This window comes from Croceimicrobium sp. (assembly GCF_965228705.1).
In the GTDB taxonomy this organism is placed as follows: domain Bacteria; phylum Bacteroidota; class Bacteroidia; order Flavobacteriales; family Schleiferiaceae; genus Croceimicrobium.
In genome coordinates this window covers 3023516-3040013 of the sequence record NZ_OZ245832.1, presented here as the reverse complement: position 1 = coordinate 3040013, position 16498 = coordinate 3023516, and the positions used below count along the sequence as shown (strand labels likewise).

Sequence of the window (16498 nt, the reverse complement as noted above, 5' to 3'; positions counted from 1 at the left end):
CGACCTAAATTGCTTAGTGCAAGGGCAGATCCACCCTTATTACTTGTATATCGTGATGTCGATCAAATAGCGATCGACTCCATTTTTCATTGATTTGCAGCTCTGAATATTCTTCGGGAGCCGCTCCAAAGAATTCAATTCGCAGCTTTGCTTCTTGAGCCTTGCGGTAGATAAAGGGCACGGAGCAATAGCTAAATGCCAGCTCCCCGACTTCAACATCTAGGCTTTGCCATTGGCCAGCTGCATCCACATATTTAAAGCTTCTGCCTTCCTGTAAAAATTCATCTTCCGCCAGGAAAAAAGGATCCAGATGCAATTGTCCAGCCTGTACTTCGAGGCCCAATTCGGCCCAGCGGTTTAGCACATCTTCCTTCACCTGGCCGGTCATTCCCGGTTGCTGGGCTCCAGCGGTGGAAGGGGTATGGGAATAGGCATCAAAGGGAAAGGCACCGTATAACTGTGGACTTTTATTAGCCCCAATTCCCGCTCGGATTTCATAATAATGATCGATCAAGCGACCTAAAATATCGGCCGAAGCGCCATTGTGCTTCGCGGCCCGCAAATTCTCTTGCACTGCTAAAAGCAATTTGGAAACCATGTGCCAGTAAATGCTGCCCAGCCCTTCATAACCGTAAAAAGTTCCGGAGCGCCCGGTAAACTCGCGATGCACAAAAGATTGCTCATAGAGCTCAAACCAAAACTTAGCCTCGGCATCTACTGCTTCGGCCTGATCTTCTAAGGCCAGCTTTTCCAAAGCCGCCTTTAGATCCTTAGCATTGCGGAATTGACCTTTAAAATGATAATCCCCTTGCACATCTTTTTCGAGCAAAGCACTTGTTAATTGCTTGCCTTCAATTTGCTCGGGGCGAATGCGATTCTTCTCTAAAAAGCCCGCCAATTGCCGATCGGGATAAAGCAAATAGGAATACTGATCTTCTCGGTACATGGCCGATGCTTTTAAGGCATCCAGCACTTCCAGGGCTTCTGCCGGATTAAGTTTCTCGGCACTCAATACCGCTACCTGGCCTTCGAGCATTTCGTACAGATGCTCTATCTGCGCTTCTTTCTCTTCTATGGCCAGTAAATTATAAGCATGGTACAAGGCATTCTCCTTGCGGTTTTCAGCAATACTGCGGTCTACCAATTCCAGGGTCTGTTCACAGAAGTCGCGGAGGTCCTTCAGCCTTAAAGGCTCCTTCACCCCTAATTCGCCGCGGTAGGCTAATTGCCGATAGGCCTCACCCGCTAAGCCCATGCGATCCATAAAGTCTTTGCGTTCGCTATCGCTGAAACGCTCTTTATTGCTATGCTCCTTTACAATCAAATTCAGGTCTTTGTAAAGAGCCATTAGGGTCGAATTCAACTGCCATTCGCCCTCATCATTGGCTATCCAATCGAGCATAAAGGCCATAAAACGACGCAGGTAATAAAGGCTTACCATACTCAAGCCCTGACCGACTAGGGCATTATTAGCATCATTCCATTCTGGCCTTTGGGTATTCATCCAAATCCCACCGCCAGGCACCAAATTGTAGAGCTTAGTGAGCAGGCTAAGCATAATTTTTTCGCCCAGATTTGCTCTTAGAGGTTTATCCGAATTCCAGATCAATTTACCATCGGCACCGATTTCCTTAAAGCGGGATTCGGCCTGCGCATGGAGCGCTTGATCAAAAAGAATGGTATCCTGCGGATCTTGAAGAATCTCCGCATAGCTTTTCAGTCGGTAGGGTACATCGGCGTACACAAAACAATTTTCGTTGCAAAGGCCGGCCAGCTTTCGCGGATAATGTTTTTCGCAATGCTCCAATAAGCGCAGGAGGTAGATCAATTGATGATCGCCCCAATAGCCAATAAAAGACCAGGGATCATCCGGCTCAATCACTTCCCAATCGATGCCATTTTTGGCGATGCGATAAGGGTTGTAGCCATCCACCGTGCTGGCATTCACAAATTTGAAAATCATGCCCTCGATAAAGGCAGGAAAGGAATAAGCCAGGGCCTCCCAATTTTGGAAGATATCCCGCCAATTGCCTTCATAATTGAGAATTTTCTGCCCTTGTTCATCCAAATGTTGGATGCTAAAACGATTCCAGGGACGCGAGGGATCGCCATGGCGACGACTAAAACTCAGGGGTAAATATTCACTGGCCAAACGACGCAAATCGAGATTGACACTTTTCTGAACAAAGCTTAATAGCTCTGAATAAGTCAGTTTAGCGGGTAAGGAGTCCAGCAGGCTTTGCTCCTTTAGGGCTAGGGGCCGATTGCTAAGTTTGAGGTATTGCTTAAAATCCTGACTATCGATTTGATAGCCCGATTCGAAAAGCCCGCCCCGCATGATATTGTAAAGCACATTGCTGTAGTGCCGACTTTGCACCAAGGCATTGCCACTACATTGCAAGCCATCGGCCTTAGCCACTAGGCTTTCGAGCTCCAGGCGACTCTGGGCTATTTCTTTCTCCAGGCTGGCGGCTATTCCAGGTGCTTGCAGCTCGGCTTTTAAATTATGCACCTTGGCGGTGGATAGGCCTACTTCTGCCACCAAGCTCCACTGCACTTTTTGCCCGGCTTTTAAATCCCATCGGCGTAAAGCCAACCAAGCCGCTTTTTGGGCCTTAGTAAAAGTCTCTGCTTCCAAATCTCCACCTTGCTGGAAGTTCTTAATCTGCGCACTGCTTAAGAGGCAGAGATCTGGCTTTTGAGGCGACCAAACCACATTGGCAATTAAAGATTCGCTAGGTTCGGCCTTGTCTACAATATTGGAGCTAAGGCTGAATATGCCCAAAGCAGTTTCGGGCTCCAGCTCATTTTTTTTATAGGCGTCTACCAAGGTACTGCGCCGATCTTGCATGAGGGTTTCTACCCCATAAGGCAAGAGGTTCTCCAGACCATCGAGACATTCAATTTTTTGATTTTGATCGGATAAATTCTCCAACCAGCAATCGCGCACAAAACCATGCTTTTGCGAGAAGGCCCAACGATAGGCGAAACGCAGCTGAAGATCCAGGTTAATTTCTTCAAATACCAATTGATCGGCTTGCAAGCTTTTGTAGAGATTCCGCTCGATTTGATACCAGCCCCTTTCATTAGGGTCGAAAGGCTCCCAAAGGGAAAGGCTCTGATCGTCCTTATTCTCCACTCGAATAAGAGTACGCGGACCAGTGAAGGCCGCATTATCAATTAGCTTATCATCGGTATAATAGGGGAAAAGTGCTTTTTCAGCTTCAGCACGACCGGCCGTAAGACCGCCATTGCTAGCCACAAATAACCAGTGATCGTAGGGACTCACCAAAGTCATAAAAAAGGGAGGCATGGCATTTACCTTTTGGATACGGTAAAAGGCTTGCCCTTCAAAACTTACAAAGTCACCTTTGGCTTCCATGGCTTGCGCTTGCAATACTTGCGATCCCAGCTTTACTTTCCTCATTTATGCTTTTCCTTTAACCGGAATCACCAGGCTTTGCAAGGCTGCCGGCGCAATTGCCGTTAAGCCCAATTGCTGATCTTCCAGTTTCAGTTCAATATTTAGTTCTTGATTAGTCGTGTTTAAAACAACTAAAGCCAGACTGCCATCCGGATTGCGAACGGCGGTAAAATGCACGCCTTCCGGCAAATTCGATTCGGCTTGGATCTTGTAAGCTCCCGCCTTAATGAAATGGCTAAAATGACGTAGCGCATCATAAAGTGGAGTGTAGTAAATCTCTGCGCTGGCCGTATCTACAATCACCGGCGCCACACACCAATTGGAGGCATGATTAGGCCCGCCTTGCCGATCGAGAACGATATTCCAATCTACCCAGGCGCTTACCTCATTATTAAGACAGCCAATAATATCACGGGCATAGCGATACACGGGAACATATTTGGGATGATCCGGCTTATCTGATTCAGGAGCCCAAGTATAACCCCAGTCGGTGGCCTCTTTTTTCCAATACCAGGCATCATCCTGCCAGTGTGGAACTTCGGCATCTACACAGGCCTCGGTATTCCAAATTTGCTTGCCTGGAGCCAGTTTATGGGTATGCTGTAAAGATTCGGGGAACCACTTATAAGTACTGGTATACCAATGCACCGCGGTGCCATAAATTTCGGGAAGCAGGCTGCTATCACTTAAGAGATGATCGGCCCATTCTTCTAGTTCTTTTCCTCGATTTTGATCGTAGATAAAAAGCTGAGACTCCAATCCTGCGGCTTTCAAAGTGGGAGCCAAATGCCCTTTAATGAATTGAGCCATTTCTTCGGGACTAAAATGCATGCTCTCCCAATTGGCATCATTACCCAAGGGTTCATTTTCGATAGTAAAGCCCCAAATGGGGAGGCCTTCATCGGCATAAGCCTGGGCATATTTCACAAAATACTGAGCCCAGAGATCATAGTATTTGGGCAATAGCTTGCCGCCATACCAATGCTTATTATCCTTCATCCAGGGTGGAGCAGTCCAAGGAGAGGCAAAAAAGCGTAAATCCCCATCGGCCAAAGCCAGGGCTTGCTGGGCGGTGGGAATGATATCATCGCGATCCGGAGCCAGATCAAAACTGTTCAAGGTGGTATCGCCCTCCGTCACATAGGCATAGGAGGAAAGGGAAAAATCGCAGGAATTGATATGCAGGCGGGCCAAATTATAGGCCGAAGCGCTATCACTAAAATAGGCCGCCAATAGCGCTTGGCGCTGATCTGCCGGAAGGGCTTGAATAAGATGGGCACTGGATTCGGTGATAGCCCCGCCAAAACCTTCGATGCGCTGAAAATGCTGGGTGCTATCCAAATCAATTTGAAAGTCTGCCTGACCTAGAACGGCATTAAGCTTCTTTAAGCGATCCCCACTGGCCGAACTTTGATAAACCTCCAATTGAGGAGCAATTTCCTGCGGTTGACAAGCCGCCAATACCAGGCTTAATAACAAGGATGTTTGGAAGATCCGCATTATTCTGCCCCTTTCCTTTGATAGACCCTTACATAGTCGAGAATATACTGATGCTTTTCCCATTGGGGATCAATGCCCTGGGCACCACCCCAGCCGCCGCCCACTGCGAGGTTGAGAATAATGTTTTGAGGCTTATCAAAAGGCCATTCCAATTCATTGGCATTCTTATCGTAGGTATAATAATGCTCGCCATCCAAATAGCCTTCAATACGATCGGGGTACCATTCTACAGCGTAGGTATGGAATTTCGTGTTCATGCTGTCGACTTCGATCTCAGACCCAATCTGATTACCTTGTTTAAAGTAATAAGCACGGGTATGGCAGGTGGCATGATTCTTACCCAAACCGGTGCTGTCATTAATTTCGAAGCCTACACATTCCAGCACATCAATTTCGCCACAATAAGGCCAAGAAAGTTCATCGCGATAGGCATCACCCAATAACCAACCGGCAGCCCAGGTTCCGCGACCTACGGGAACTTTCGCTCTAAATTCAATGCGACCATAGGTAAAGGCATGCTTGCCTTGGGTAGTTAGGCGCGCTGAAGTCCAGGCTTGCCCTTGATCATTTTTACGCGCTTCAATAATTAAGTTCCCGTTTTCCTGACGGGCATTTTCCAGCCGTCCTTCGGTATAGTATTGCGGCTCATTATTTCCCCAGCCCCAATTGCCAATATTGTAAGACCATTTTGTACTGTCTGGCAAACCCGATCCTTCAAACTCATCGCTCCAAACCAAATCCCATTCCTCGCCCTCCATAGACTGCTCATGGATCGCAGGTGTTTTCTGTAGTTTCTTGATCAGTTTAAAAGAAAGGCTTTCGATTTGAGCTTTCCCGCCAGAAACATGCAAGCGCATGGCATGCTTACCGGTATCGAGAGGACTACCCACAATGCCTAGCGGACTGCCATCGGCCTGAGCCAGCATATTTCCCGTGATATTATAAGTCCGTCCATCGGGATTATGGATATAATCTTCAATCCAAATCTGGGCACTATCGCTGCTGCTGGCCTTTAATTTCACCTCATAGCGACCCGCCTCTGTAATGGGAAGGGTGAAGTCGATTTGAGCACCGCCTTTAGCAAATAATAGACTGTCTTGCGGCGCCCCTAAATCTTGAGCGTTTAAATGCAGGGGATCCTTTTCCACCGGACTTTCGGGACCTTGGCAGGACCAAAGGGCCAGACTGAAAATTCCCAGGTAAATAGCTTTCATATCAATCTTCTTTGATCAGGATTTTCTCCAATTCCTCCAGCGAACGTCCCTTGGTTTCAGGAATACTGCGAATGATAAAGATCAGGCCTACAAAGGCAAATAATCCAAATAAGAGGAAGGTAAGCGAGCTCCCGATGGTTTCAAGTTCCCAGGGGAATACAAACTGTACAATGGTGCTCACCAAAGAATTGATAACCCCCACAAAGGAAATGGCGATTCCGCGAATGCGATTGGGGAATAATTCCGAAAAGAGCACCCACATTACGGGCCCAATGGAAATGGCAAAGGAGGCTACAAAGGCCAATAAGGCTACCAAAATCAAATAGGTATTGAGGTGAATCGCCGAATTAAGGAAATCCTGACGATGGCTTTCCATATCCAGATCAGGCATTAAAGCCGCCACCTCTGCTAAATACAAATCTCCATCATTAAAGTCCTTGGCAAGCATGGGCTTAAACTTGCTCTCTTGAACCAGAGTGGCCTTTTCCGCTTCAGTCCATTCGGCAAAATCTTTTAATTCCTCCCCTTCTTCGGCTGCCGCTACTTGTATTTTGTATTCCAGCGAAGCAATAGCCTGCTCATCCAAACTATAGGTTGCTTTGTTGAAGCCATAACTTAGCACCAGCATGGAAATGGTAATACCCGCCACCCCATAAGTAAGAAGCGGCTTCCGCCCAAAGCGGTCTATAAAAAGAATAGCCAAAATGGTGAAAACCAGATTTACCAGACCTACTAAAATGGCTTGCATAAAAGCGGCATCGGTACCCAAACCACTTTGCTCAAAAATCATAGGTGCATAGAAGAACACCGCATTAATACCAGTGATTTGTTGCAGGATGCCAATCACGATGCCAATGGTAATAACCAGACGCAAACCCGGTTTGAAAAGCTCAGCCAAACTGGTTTTTTCAACTTTGCTGTCTTCTTCAATATTTTTACGAATACGGTCTAATTCTTCCAGAGCTTTCTCCTGACCAGCCACCCGACTCATTACTTTTTGAGCTTCTTCATTATTGCCCTTCATCATCAGCCAACGCGGACTGCGTGGTACCATAAAGAGGCCGAAGAAATACAATATGGCGGGTAAAGCCTCCAGGCCCAACATCCAGCGCCAATTGTTTTGATCAATACCAAGATCTTGCACCCAGGCAGCATCACTTTTCCCCAATTGGAGAATCCAGTAATTACTAAAGAATGCCAGGGAAATACCGATTACGATATTGAGCTGATTAAAGGAAACCAGGCGTCCACGCTTATCCTTGGGGGCGATTTCGGCAATATAAAGCGGCGCTAAGATTAAAGAAGCACCAACCCCAAAACCGCCTATCATCCGAGCGATAACCAAGGTATTATAATCCGGCGCCAAAGCCGAGGCCACGGCTGAAGTGGCGTATAAAATCGCAGCAATTCGCAAAACCGCACGTCGTCCAAAACGATCGGAAAGCGGTCCAGCCACAAACATCGCCATGGTTGAGGCCACGGTTAAAGAGGCCACCGACCAACCTAATTGCAAGGTTGTTAAGTTGAATTCGACCTTAATAAAACCTACCACCCCGGAAATCACCGAGGCATCAAAACCCATGAGCAGTCCGCCCAGAGCTACAATCAAGGCAATTAGAAATACGTATTCGGAATTACCTCTTTTCATAGGCTGTTAGATTCAATCTCAGATTAGCAAAAAATTACAATTCGAAGGAGAAGCCTTTAGCGATCAATTCATCATAGCGCTGCTTATCGAATTTATAGAGACGAGCCGGACGGTGGGGCACATCTTTTTGATTCTCCTTTAAGGAGATTAAAAGGTTCATACTGAGAATCCTTTTACGGAAATTGGCTTTGTCATAGCTCTCGTTCAAGACTGCTTCGTACAGAGCCTGCAAATCAGCCAAAGCAAATTTTTCGGGCAATAACTCAAAGCCTACCGGCTGATGACGTACTCGCTGCTGCAAGATTTGCAGGGCATCTTTCAGGATATCGCTATGGTCGAATGCCAATTTAGGCACCTCATCCAAATCCATCCAATACACGCCATCGGCCCAAGCTGAAGCATGTGGATCGTGCTTGGCAATATCAATTAAGGAGTAATAGCCCGTGGTAATTACGCGTCCAGCCGGGTGACGATCAACCTGGCCATAAACCTTGGTTTGCTCCATAAAGAGATTATCAATGCCGGTGAGATCGCGTAAAATTCGCTGCGCCGCCACATCAATATTTTCATTGGGATACACCAGGTCTCCCGGCAAGGCCCACATGCCCATAAATGGAGCGGCACCCCTTTTAATGAGGAGAATTTTAAGGCGATTCTCATGGTAGCCAAAGACCACACAATCGACGGAAACACCGAATTGAAAAAATTTATCGTAGGATATCTCGTAATACGGAACTGCAAACTGGGATTTCTGACCCTTGGGAACCGTGCTTGTAGTCTTTTCAGCCATGATTCTGATTGATGTCGTTTTCAAAAATACCAAATTTTCATTTAGTACAAGCTACCAAAAGTGTAAAACACACATTTAAGACTTAGTGCTCATTTTCAGGCAATAATAAAGTTTTTCAGCTTACTTAATGTCATTTTTACCAAAAGTTATACATTAGAGCTCAAATTCAGTACTAATGAAAAAGATTACCTTATTAATGGCTCTGTTTACGGCCTTTAGCCTATCGGCGCAAACAGACACCGTGACCTTTAAGGTTGACCTGGCCGGCTATTCCGGAACTGGTTTTACCTCGGCTCACGTAAATGGAACCTTCAACAACTGGTGTGGCGCATGTAACCCCATGTCGGACGCTGATGGTGATGGCGTTTGGGAGGTTGCACTTCCTTTAACTGCCGGAACTATCGAATATAAATTCACCATCGACGGCTGGAATGATCAAGAAAACCTGACTCAAGGCTTACCTTGTACCATCACCACCGGTGGATTTACTAACCGCGTTTTGACCTTTAGCGGTGACACCATTTTAGATGTAGTTTGTTGGGAAGCTTGCGGCCCATGTGGCGCGGCCAGTCAAATGGACCTCCCCATTACTTTCGATGACCCTAATGTAAATTACGTGTCTTCGGAGTTTGGTGGATGTACCGATACCATTGTAGCTGATCCGGTGGATCCTACTAATATGGTTACCCAAATCGACAAGGATGGATCTGCTCAAACCTGGGCGGGAATTATCCTTTCTGCCAATGGCCTGGCTAATCCCATTCCTTTTGCCAGTGGCAATACCACTATGACCATGCGGGTCTATTCTCCTGATGCCGGCATTGAAGTGCGTATGAAAATCGAAGACGCTAACGATCCTACGGTTTCCGTAGAAACGGTAGATACTACCACCATGGCTAATGGCTGGGAAACCCTCACCTTCGATTTTGCCAATCATGCTTCTGGAACAGCGGCTATCAATTTTGCCAATACCTATGACAAGGTGGTGGTATTCCCGAACTTCGGTGTGGATGGCGCTACCGCTGGTGCAAAAACCTATTATGTAGATGATATTCAATTTGCCTCTACCGGTCCGGTTTTACCTTCTTTACCCATCACTTTCGATAACCCTGCCATTGATTACAGCAGTGACGAATTTGGTGGTTGTACCGATACGATCGTAGTGGATCCTACCGATCCTACTAATATGGTATCTGAGTTTACCAAGGACGGTGCCGCTCAAACCTGGGCCGGTATTGTGGTTACCAAGAATGGTTTATCCGCTCCCGTACCTTTTACTGCCAATGACAACTTAATGAGTCTGCGCATTTGGTCTCCCGATGCAGGTATTGAAGTACGTATGAAAATTGAGGATTCCAATGATCCTACTATTTCAGTAGAAACGGTTGATACCACTACTACCGCTGGTGGCTGGGATACCTTGGTATTCGATTTCAGCAATCAAGCAGCCGGAACAGCGGCGATTAATTATGCCAATACCTACGATAAAGTAGTGGTATTCCCCAACTTTGGCGTAGATGGTGCTACCGCAGGGGCCAAGACTTATTATATCGATGACATCAGCTTTGGTGTGATTATGCCTCCGTCTAATTTGGATACCATCGACTTACCCATCACCTTCGATGATCCTAATGTTGATTACGATGTTACTACCGAATTTGGTGGATGTTCGGATAGCTTAACCGCTGATCCAACTAATGCGAGCAATACGGTATTGAAAATCGACAAATCCGGTGGCGCTGAAGTATGGGGTGGTATTACTGTAACTACCGGTGGTATGAAAAACCCCATTCCTTTCATGGCTAATCAAACGGGTATGAAAATGCGTGTTTGGTCACCAGATGCCGGTACCGACTTCCTCTTAAAAGTTGAAAATTCCGCCAATGGAACGATCACTTGTGAAACGGTTGCTACTACTACTGTAGCCGGAGCCTGGGAAACCTTGTACTTCAATTTTGCCAATAATAGTGCTGGTACTCCTGCCCTGGATTTAAGTCAGACTTACGATGTGGTGGTGGTATTCCCGAACTTCGGAACTCCCGGTATCGCTGTTGGTGCTAAAACCTATTATGTAGACGATATTGAATTCGATCCTAATGTAGGTTTAATCGAAAACCGCATGAGCAACTTCAGCCTGGCGCCTAACCCCAGCACTGGCTTGGTGCGCTTAGAGGGCCTTAATGGCGAAGCCTTCAATATTCAAGTAAGTGATCTTAATGGTCGCGCTATTTTAAACACTAATACCAGCAATTTAAGTTATTCTGAGCTTGACCTTAGTATGCTTAAAAATGGTATCTACCTTATTACCGTCTCCAACGATCAATTCGCTGAGAGCCGGAAACTGATCATCACCAAATAGTTCATTAGTAGGTTACATTTGGTAGCCCCGTCTTGGTTCGCCCGAGACGGGGTTTTTTATTTCCCTCTCTTAAATAGCTGAAAAAATTCGCTTCATTTTTACAACCTTTGGTAATCATTCGCATCCTAAGGGTGTAAATGCCCCTAATGAGCATCGACCTTAAGAAGACTATCCGCCAACTGCGCAAGGGAAATCAACTGGCCGGCTTTCAGCTGTATCAGAATTTTTCCCAGGCGACCTATAACAGTATACTGCGCCTTATTCCGCAGGAGGATATTGCCAGAGACCTTTTACAGGACAGCTTTATCCAGGCCTTCGAAAAGATTGATTCGCTCGAAAACGAACTGGCCTTTGGTGGCTGGTTAAAGCGCATCGCCATAAATAAAGCCCTAGCCCATTTGCGGCAGGATTTAAGGCCTTTCATTTCCCTGGAAGAAGTTCCGGACTTCGAATCGGAAGATGAAGAACTGGAAATGCCCGATTTGCCCTTTAGCCAAATCAATGCCGCTATCATGCAATTGCCAGCCGGATGCCGCCTCATCTTTCAACTGTATTACCTCGAGGAATACAGTCATGCAGAGATTGCCAATGAGCTGAATACGAGTTTATCTAACTCCAAGACCCAGCTGCGTTACGCAAAAAGTTTGCTTCAAAATCACTTAAAATCGGCTTATGAAAATCGATGATTGGATGAAGGAGCACCGCACTGAATTCGATCAGGCGGAAGCCCCCGAAGGAATTTGGTCGGAACTGAAAAAGGCCATTCCCGAAAAATCAAAACCCCGGAATTTTAAAGCCTGGACTGTCGCCGCTGCTCTGGTTTTAGGGCTGAGTATTTGGTGGATTTATCCCGAAAAACAATTGCCGCCGGAACCCGAAACCTTACTTCCTGAAAGTTTCTTAAAACAGGAAGAGGGCTATCAGGCTGATTTGAAAATGATTGAATCGAATTTAGACCTGAATCAACTTCGGCACAAGCCTGAATACGATTGGGTTTTTGAGGAATTGGCAGAATTGGAAAAAATCAATCAGCGCTATCGCGATGATATCGATGAACTGGTGCCCCGTGAAGAATTAATCACGGTACTAATCGACAATTATGAAAAAAGACTGCGTCTCTTACAACGCATTCAAATGGAACTGGAACGAAATCAAAAACATGTACAAAATGAAAACATTAATTTATAGTCTGGCCCTAAGTCTTTGCCTGGGACCGCTTCTGGCCAAGGAGGCCATTAAAATTGAAAAAACCGCCCACGTTAAAATTGACGTGGCCGTAGATTCCGACATTGAAATCGACGCCAGTAATACGGATCTTATTATTGATGTATGGGATGAACCCCGCATCGAAGTTGAAGCGGTATTTCGCTTTCGCGGGAAAGAACATGAAGACAAAATACAGGAATTCTTAAAAACCTTTCAGCAAAAGGTAAGTGATGGAGTTAGTAAATCTGGGAATTCCGTTTACATCAATACCTATCACTGTATGCCCAGTAAAGTGAAAATCGGTTGGGAGGACTTCATCATTGTAAACACCACCTTTTCCCGTGAGGAGGTACAGTTCCAATACCATATTAAAATGCCCACTCAAGGCAAATTAAAGATTAAGCACTCTTACCGCGATCTGCGCATTAATGGGGACGTAAACCTCTTTAGTCTGGAACAGTACAGCGGTCGTTTTGCAGTGAATAATATCCATAAGGGCGAACTCACCCTGCGTTATGGAAAAGCCAGCATTCAGAATCTGGAAAAAGGATCGATAAACCTTTATGAAAATGATATACAGGCTAAGCGCATCGGTAAACTCCTCCTAAACATTAAGTACAGTAACCTGCAGGCCGCCGAAATTGGAAATTTAAAAATAGAGTGCTACGAAAGTGAAATTGAAGCCCTTAAAATTGATCGCCTGGAAGGAAACCTGAAGTACAGTCACGTAAAAACTGATCGTATGCAGGATTTAGAGGTTAATACTTATGAAAGTCGTTTTGCCATTCGAGAGGTCAAGACCGTAAGCTTAAGCAATTCGAAATACAGCCGCTATGAATTTGAAAAAGCAGATATCATTACGGTAGGTGTTTCTTACGAGGATAAAGTGAATGTAGGATCAGTTATCGACTTTAATGCCGGCAATAGCAAATACTCTCAACATAATATCGGTAGACTGGAGAAAAACTACCGTTTGGAAGGTTATGAATGCGACTTAAATATTGCCAAGCTTCAAGGTCCGGGAGGAGAAATCAGTATCAATGGTAAATACCTGAAAGTGGCTATTAATACCGAGGCGGCCATCTTCGACCTCACCGCTTCTTTGCAATATGGAAAAGTTGACTTTCCTGAAAGTGCCGTAGAAAGCAAGGTGATGAAAAACGGCAACAATACCCTGGTGAATCTAAGCCAGAAAAGCCCGATTTACAAAAAAGAAGAAGCGTTTCATATCCTGATAAATGGCTACGAAGTGAAGGCGAATTTGTATTAAACACTGCATTTTGAAAGGGGCGGTTTTAAAGCTTTGCCCCTTTTCATAAAATTTTTTAGTTCTTTTTTTTGAGAACCAAAAAAACCAATTACCTTTGTCCCATCATTGAAGAGATGAATAAAGTAGAATTAAGCAGTAAGCAACGCGAATTAATTGAGCGCCTGGGCGTAAGTCACGAGAAAAGCGGGATTCCCCCTGCACCCTCTCGGATCTTAGGTTTACTGATGGTTTCTCCCGAACTGGCTTTGAGTTTTGATAGCATCCGGGAAACCTTAAACCTCAGTAAAAGTGCCACCAGTAATGCGCTTAATATGCTGCTCACCATGAATAGGATAGAGTACATCACCCATCCTGGTGATCGCAAACGTTATTTTAAAAACCGCTTGGTTTCCTGGCGCGAAGAAGCCAAAACCGCCTTTGAAAGAATTACCCAGGTTTCGGCCATTCTGGAAGAGGTTTTGGAAAATCGCCCCAAAAACACCCCGGAGTTTAATGAGAACCTTCGCGATGCTATCAGCTTTATGCGCTTTATGAATCAACACCTACCCGAACTCTATTTAAAATGGGAAAAGTCTAAAGACTAAAAAATTTTCCCTTTTTGGTTCTTTTTTTCCCGAACTAATTGGTTTTTACCGAATAAACTAAAACTAAGTATTATGACAATCAAGCCAGTCCGGCTCTTCATTTTTGGATTCGGGCTCATGCTAATGCCCATCGCCACCTCGGCCCAGGCAGCCAACGAAAGCCTTAGCCTGCAGCAAGCCCTGCAATTTGCTCTGGAGCATAATGCCGAAGTGCGCCAAGCGGCCTATGATCAGGAAATCTCCGAATATCAAATCAAAGAAATTCGCAGTTCCGGCCTTCCCCAAATTGAAGCTGAAGGTCAATTTCAAGGTTTTCCCAATCTTCCCACCCAGCTCTTGCCCGGTGAAATTGTAGGTATGCCTGGCACCCAAATTCCGGTTCAATTTGGTACCACCTACAATACCAGTGGAACCATTAAAGCTTCACAATTACTCTACAGCCAAGAATTATTTAGTGGTTTAAAAGCCGCTAAAGACAGTCGGGAACTCTATACCCTGCTCAAAATCAAATCCGAAGAAGATCTTATTTATCAAGTAGCCAGCGCCTACTATCAATCGCTGGAAATTGAAGCCCAGATTCGCTCTTTAGACAGTAACCTCCTTACCCTAGATAAGATGAGCAAGGTAATGTTGGCCCGCTATCAAAATGAGATGATTACCGCCAATGAGCTGGATCGTATCACCGTACAGAAAACCAATCTGGCTACCCAATTACAATCCCTCAAAGCAGCACGCGATCAACAGCTAAACTACCTCAAGCTCTTAATGGGTTTACCCATCACCGCCGAACTCAGCCTGGAGGAACCTTTAGATCTGGAAGATCTCAGCTTAAGCCTGGCTAATTACGAAAGCCAAAGCCCTATTGAGCTTAAAATTCTGGAAAAACAGAAAACCCTCAACCTCCGAAATCTGGAAGTTACCCGCGCAGGCTACTATCCAACCCTAGCTCTTTTTGGTCAACAAAGCTGGCAAGCCCAACGCAATGAGTTCAATTTCTTTGATGGCAATCAACCTTGGTTTCAACAAACGGTAATTGGAGTGCAATTGCAGGTTCCCATTTTTGATGGCGGCAGCAAGCACCATAAAATTCAGCAGAATCAATTGCAGATCGACAAGCTGCAATTGCAAAAAGACTATGCTAGTAGTCAGCTCGACCTGCAAACCGAAAATGCCCGCAAGCAATTGCAATACAGCTTTGCCTCAGTATCCGCTCAGGCTGACAATAAAGAATTGGCCCGCAAGGTTTACGAGCAATCCCAGCAAATGTATCAGGAGGAAGTAATCGGCCTTACCGAACTACTGGATGCCGAGCAGGCCTTCCGCTCTGCCCAAACCAATTACTACAATGAGGTTCTCAAATTCAAGCGCTCAGAACTCGATCTGCTTAAATCCTTGGGACGCATTCAACAAATACTTCAAAACACCTAAATAATTCGATCATGAAAAAAGCTCTTTTAATCTTAAGCGGAGTGGCCATTCTGGCCCTGATGGCTTTCCAACTCTACAACAATAAGGTGGAAATGGCCGAAAACGCTAAACTCTCTGAAATTAGCAGCGATGCTATTCCGGTAGAAACCACCAAGGCCAATCGCAAAATTTTGGAAGAAGTAACCACTGCCGATGGCCAATTGGAGCCAGTAACAGACCTTATGGTGATTTCTGAAACCCAAGGTCGGGTAACTCGCGTGCTGCGTAAAAAAGGAAGCTCCGTAAGCAAAGGCGATCTTTTAGCTGAAGTAGAAAATGACCTCCTCCAAGCGGAAGTTGCCGCCACCGAAGCCAACTACCTTAAGCTTAAAGCGGATCAGGAGCGTTTCTCCAAATTGGCTGAGCAAAATGCCGTTACGCAACGTCAGTTAGAAGATATCAGCATTGGACTTAAAAACGCTGAGGCCCAGTACAAGTCGGCCCAAAAGCGCTTAAGCAATACCTATATCCGGGCGACTGCCAGTGGTTTTATCAATGATGATTTCATCCAGGAAGGCTCCTATATTGGGGGAGGCGCAAAGCTTTATGAGATTGTTGATGATCAACAATTACGACTCAATGTAAAGCTTACCGCTCGCGATATTCTCCGCATCCAAAAAGGAGATACGGTTGAGATAAGCAGCAACCTTTATGCAGGTGAAAGTTTTAAAGGCATTGTTTCGGCCATCGCGGTGAAAGCGGATGCTTCCTTGAAATACAATGTGGAAATCGAACTCCTGAACTCCGCTGCCCAAAAATTAAAGCCCGGCATGTACACCACGGCCCACTTCCACTTTAAGCAAAAGGAAGAGGCTTTATACTTAGATCGTAATGCCTTAGCCGGTTCCCTGCAAAATCCTCAGGTTTTTGTGGTGAATGGCGAAATAGCTAAGCTTAAAAATATTGAAGTAGGAGCCAGTCATGGCCCCTGGGTAGAGATTATCAGTGGTTTAAGCAGCCAGGATCAGGTGGTATCCAGTGGACAAATCAATTTGACAGACGGCACTAAAGTTAAGGTGCTGCACTAAAGGCCTAA

12 protein-coding genes are annotated in these 16498 nt (G+C 45.6%); 7 read left to right on the top strand and 5 right to left on the bottom strand.

Annotation, left to right across the window (positions count from 1 at the left end; translation table 11 throughout):
- Positions 1–13: 13 nt before the first annotated feature.
- Genes ACO05P_RS13635 through ACO05P_RS13615 form a run of 5 tightly spaced genes read right to left on the bottom strand, consistent with a single transcriptional unit; the run spans position 14 to position 8576 of the window.
- Positions 14–3427: a hypothetical protein gene (locus ACO05P_RS13635; protein WP_421751654.1), complete on the bottom strand. Its 3414-nt coding sequence runs from the start codon at positions 3425–3427 to the stop codon at positions 14–16.
- On the bottom strand, positions 3428–4924 hold the full coding sequence (locus ACO05P_RS13630) for a glycoside hydrolase family 30 protein (RefSeq protein WP_421751653.1): 1497 nt from the start codon (positions 4922–4924) through the stop codon (positions 3428–3430).
- A complete protein-coding gene (locus tag ACO05P_RS13625) occupies positions 4924–6138 on the bottom strand; it encodes a glycoside hydrolase family 16 protein (protein ID WP_421751652.1) in 1215 nt (404 codons plus the stop codon). Before ACO05P_RS13625 ends, ACO05P_RS13630 begins: the two co-directional genes overlap by 1 nt.
- A gap of 1 nt (position 6139) precedes the next feature.
- The gene (locus tag ACO05P_RS13620; RefSeq protein WP_421751651.1) at positions 6140–7786 is read right to left on the bottom strand and encodes a sugar porter family MFS transporter; all 1647 of its coding nucleotides are present in this window, start codon (positions 7784–7786) and stop codon (positions 6140–6142) included.
- Positions 7787–7820: 34 nt separating this feature from the next.
- Positions 7821–8576 carry an NUDIX hydrolase gene (locus ACO05P_RS13615; protein ID WP_421751649.1) on the bottom strand — a complete coding sequence of 252 codons (756 nt, stop codon included), beginning with the start codon at positions 8574–8576 and terminating at the stop codon, positions 7821–7823.
- A 175-nt stretch (positions 8577–8751) separates the two neighbouring features.
- Between ACO05P_RS13615 and ACO05P_RS13610 the strand changes: the two genes are divergently transcribed.
- The 7 genes from ACO05P_RS13610 (at position 8752) to ACO05P_RS13580 (ending at position 16490) form a co-directional block, all read left to right on the top strand.
- On the top strand, positions 8752–10935 hold the full coding sequence (locus ACO05P_RS13610; protein WP_421751647.1) for a T9SS type A sorting domain-containing protein: 2184 nt from the start codon (positions 8752–8754) through the stop codon (positions 10933–10935).
- 146 nt (positions 10936–11081) lie between these two features.
- Positions 11082–11621, top strand: coding sequence for an RNA polymerase sigma factor (locus ACO05P_RS13605; RefSeq protein WP_421751646.1), 540 nt, complete (start codon positions 11082–11084; stop codon positions 11619–11621).
- On the top strand, positions 11608–12123 hold the full coding sequence (locus tag ACO05P_RS13600; protein WP_421751644.1) for a hypothetical protein: 516 nt from the start codon (positions 11608–11610) through the stop codon (positions 12121–12123). The genes ACO05P_RS13605 and ACO05P_RS13600 overlap by 14 nt, the downstream gene beginning before the upstream one ends.
- Positions 12104–13411, top strand: coding sequence for a hypothetical protein (locus tag ACO05P_RS13595; RefSeq protein WP_421751642.1), 1308 nt, complete (start codon positions 12104–12106; stop codon positions 13409–13411). The genes ACO05P_RS13600 and ACO05P_RS13595 overlap by 20 nt, the downstream gene beginning before the upstream one ends.
- Positions 13412–13479: 68 nt before the next feature.
- Positions 13480–13995, top strand: coding sequence for a GbsR/MarR family transcriptional regulator (locus ACO05P_RS13590; RefSeq protein WP_421751640.1), 516 nt, complete (start codon positions 13480–13482; stop codon positions 13993–13995).
- Between the two features lie 72 nt (positions 13996–14067).
- On the top strand, positions 14068–15423 hold the full coding sequence (locus ACO05P_RS13585; protein WP_421751639.1) for a TolC family protein: 1356 nt from the start codon (positions 14068–14070) through the stop codon (positions 15421–15423).
- A gap of 11 nt (positions 15424–15434) precedes the next feature.
- On the top strand, positions 15435–16490 hold the full coding sequence (locus ACO05P_RS13580) for an efflux RND transporter periplasmic adaptor subunit (RefSeq protein WP_421751637.1): 1056 nt from the start codon (positions 15435–15437) through the stop codon (positions 16488–16490).
- Positions 16491–16498 lie beyond the last annotated feature (8 nt).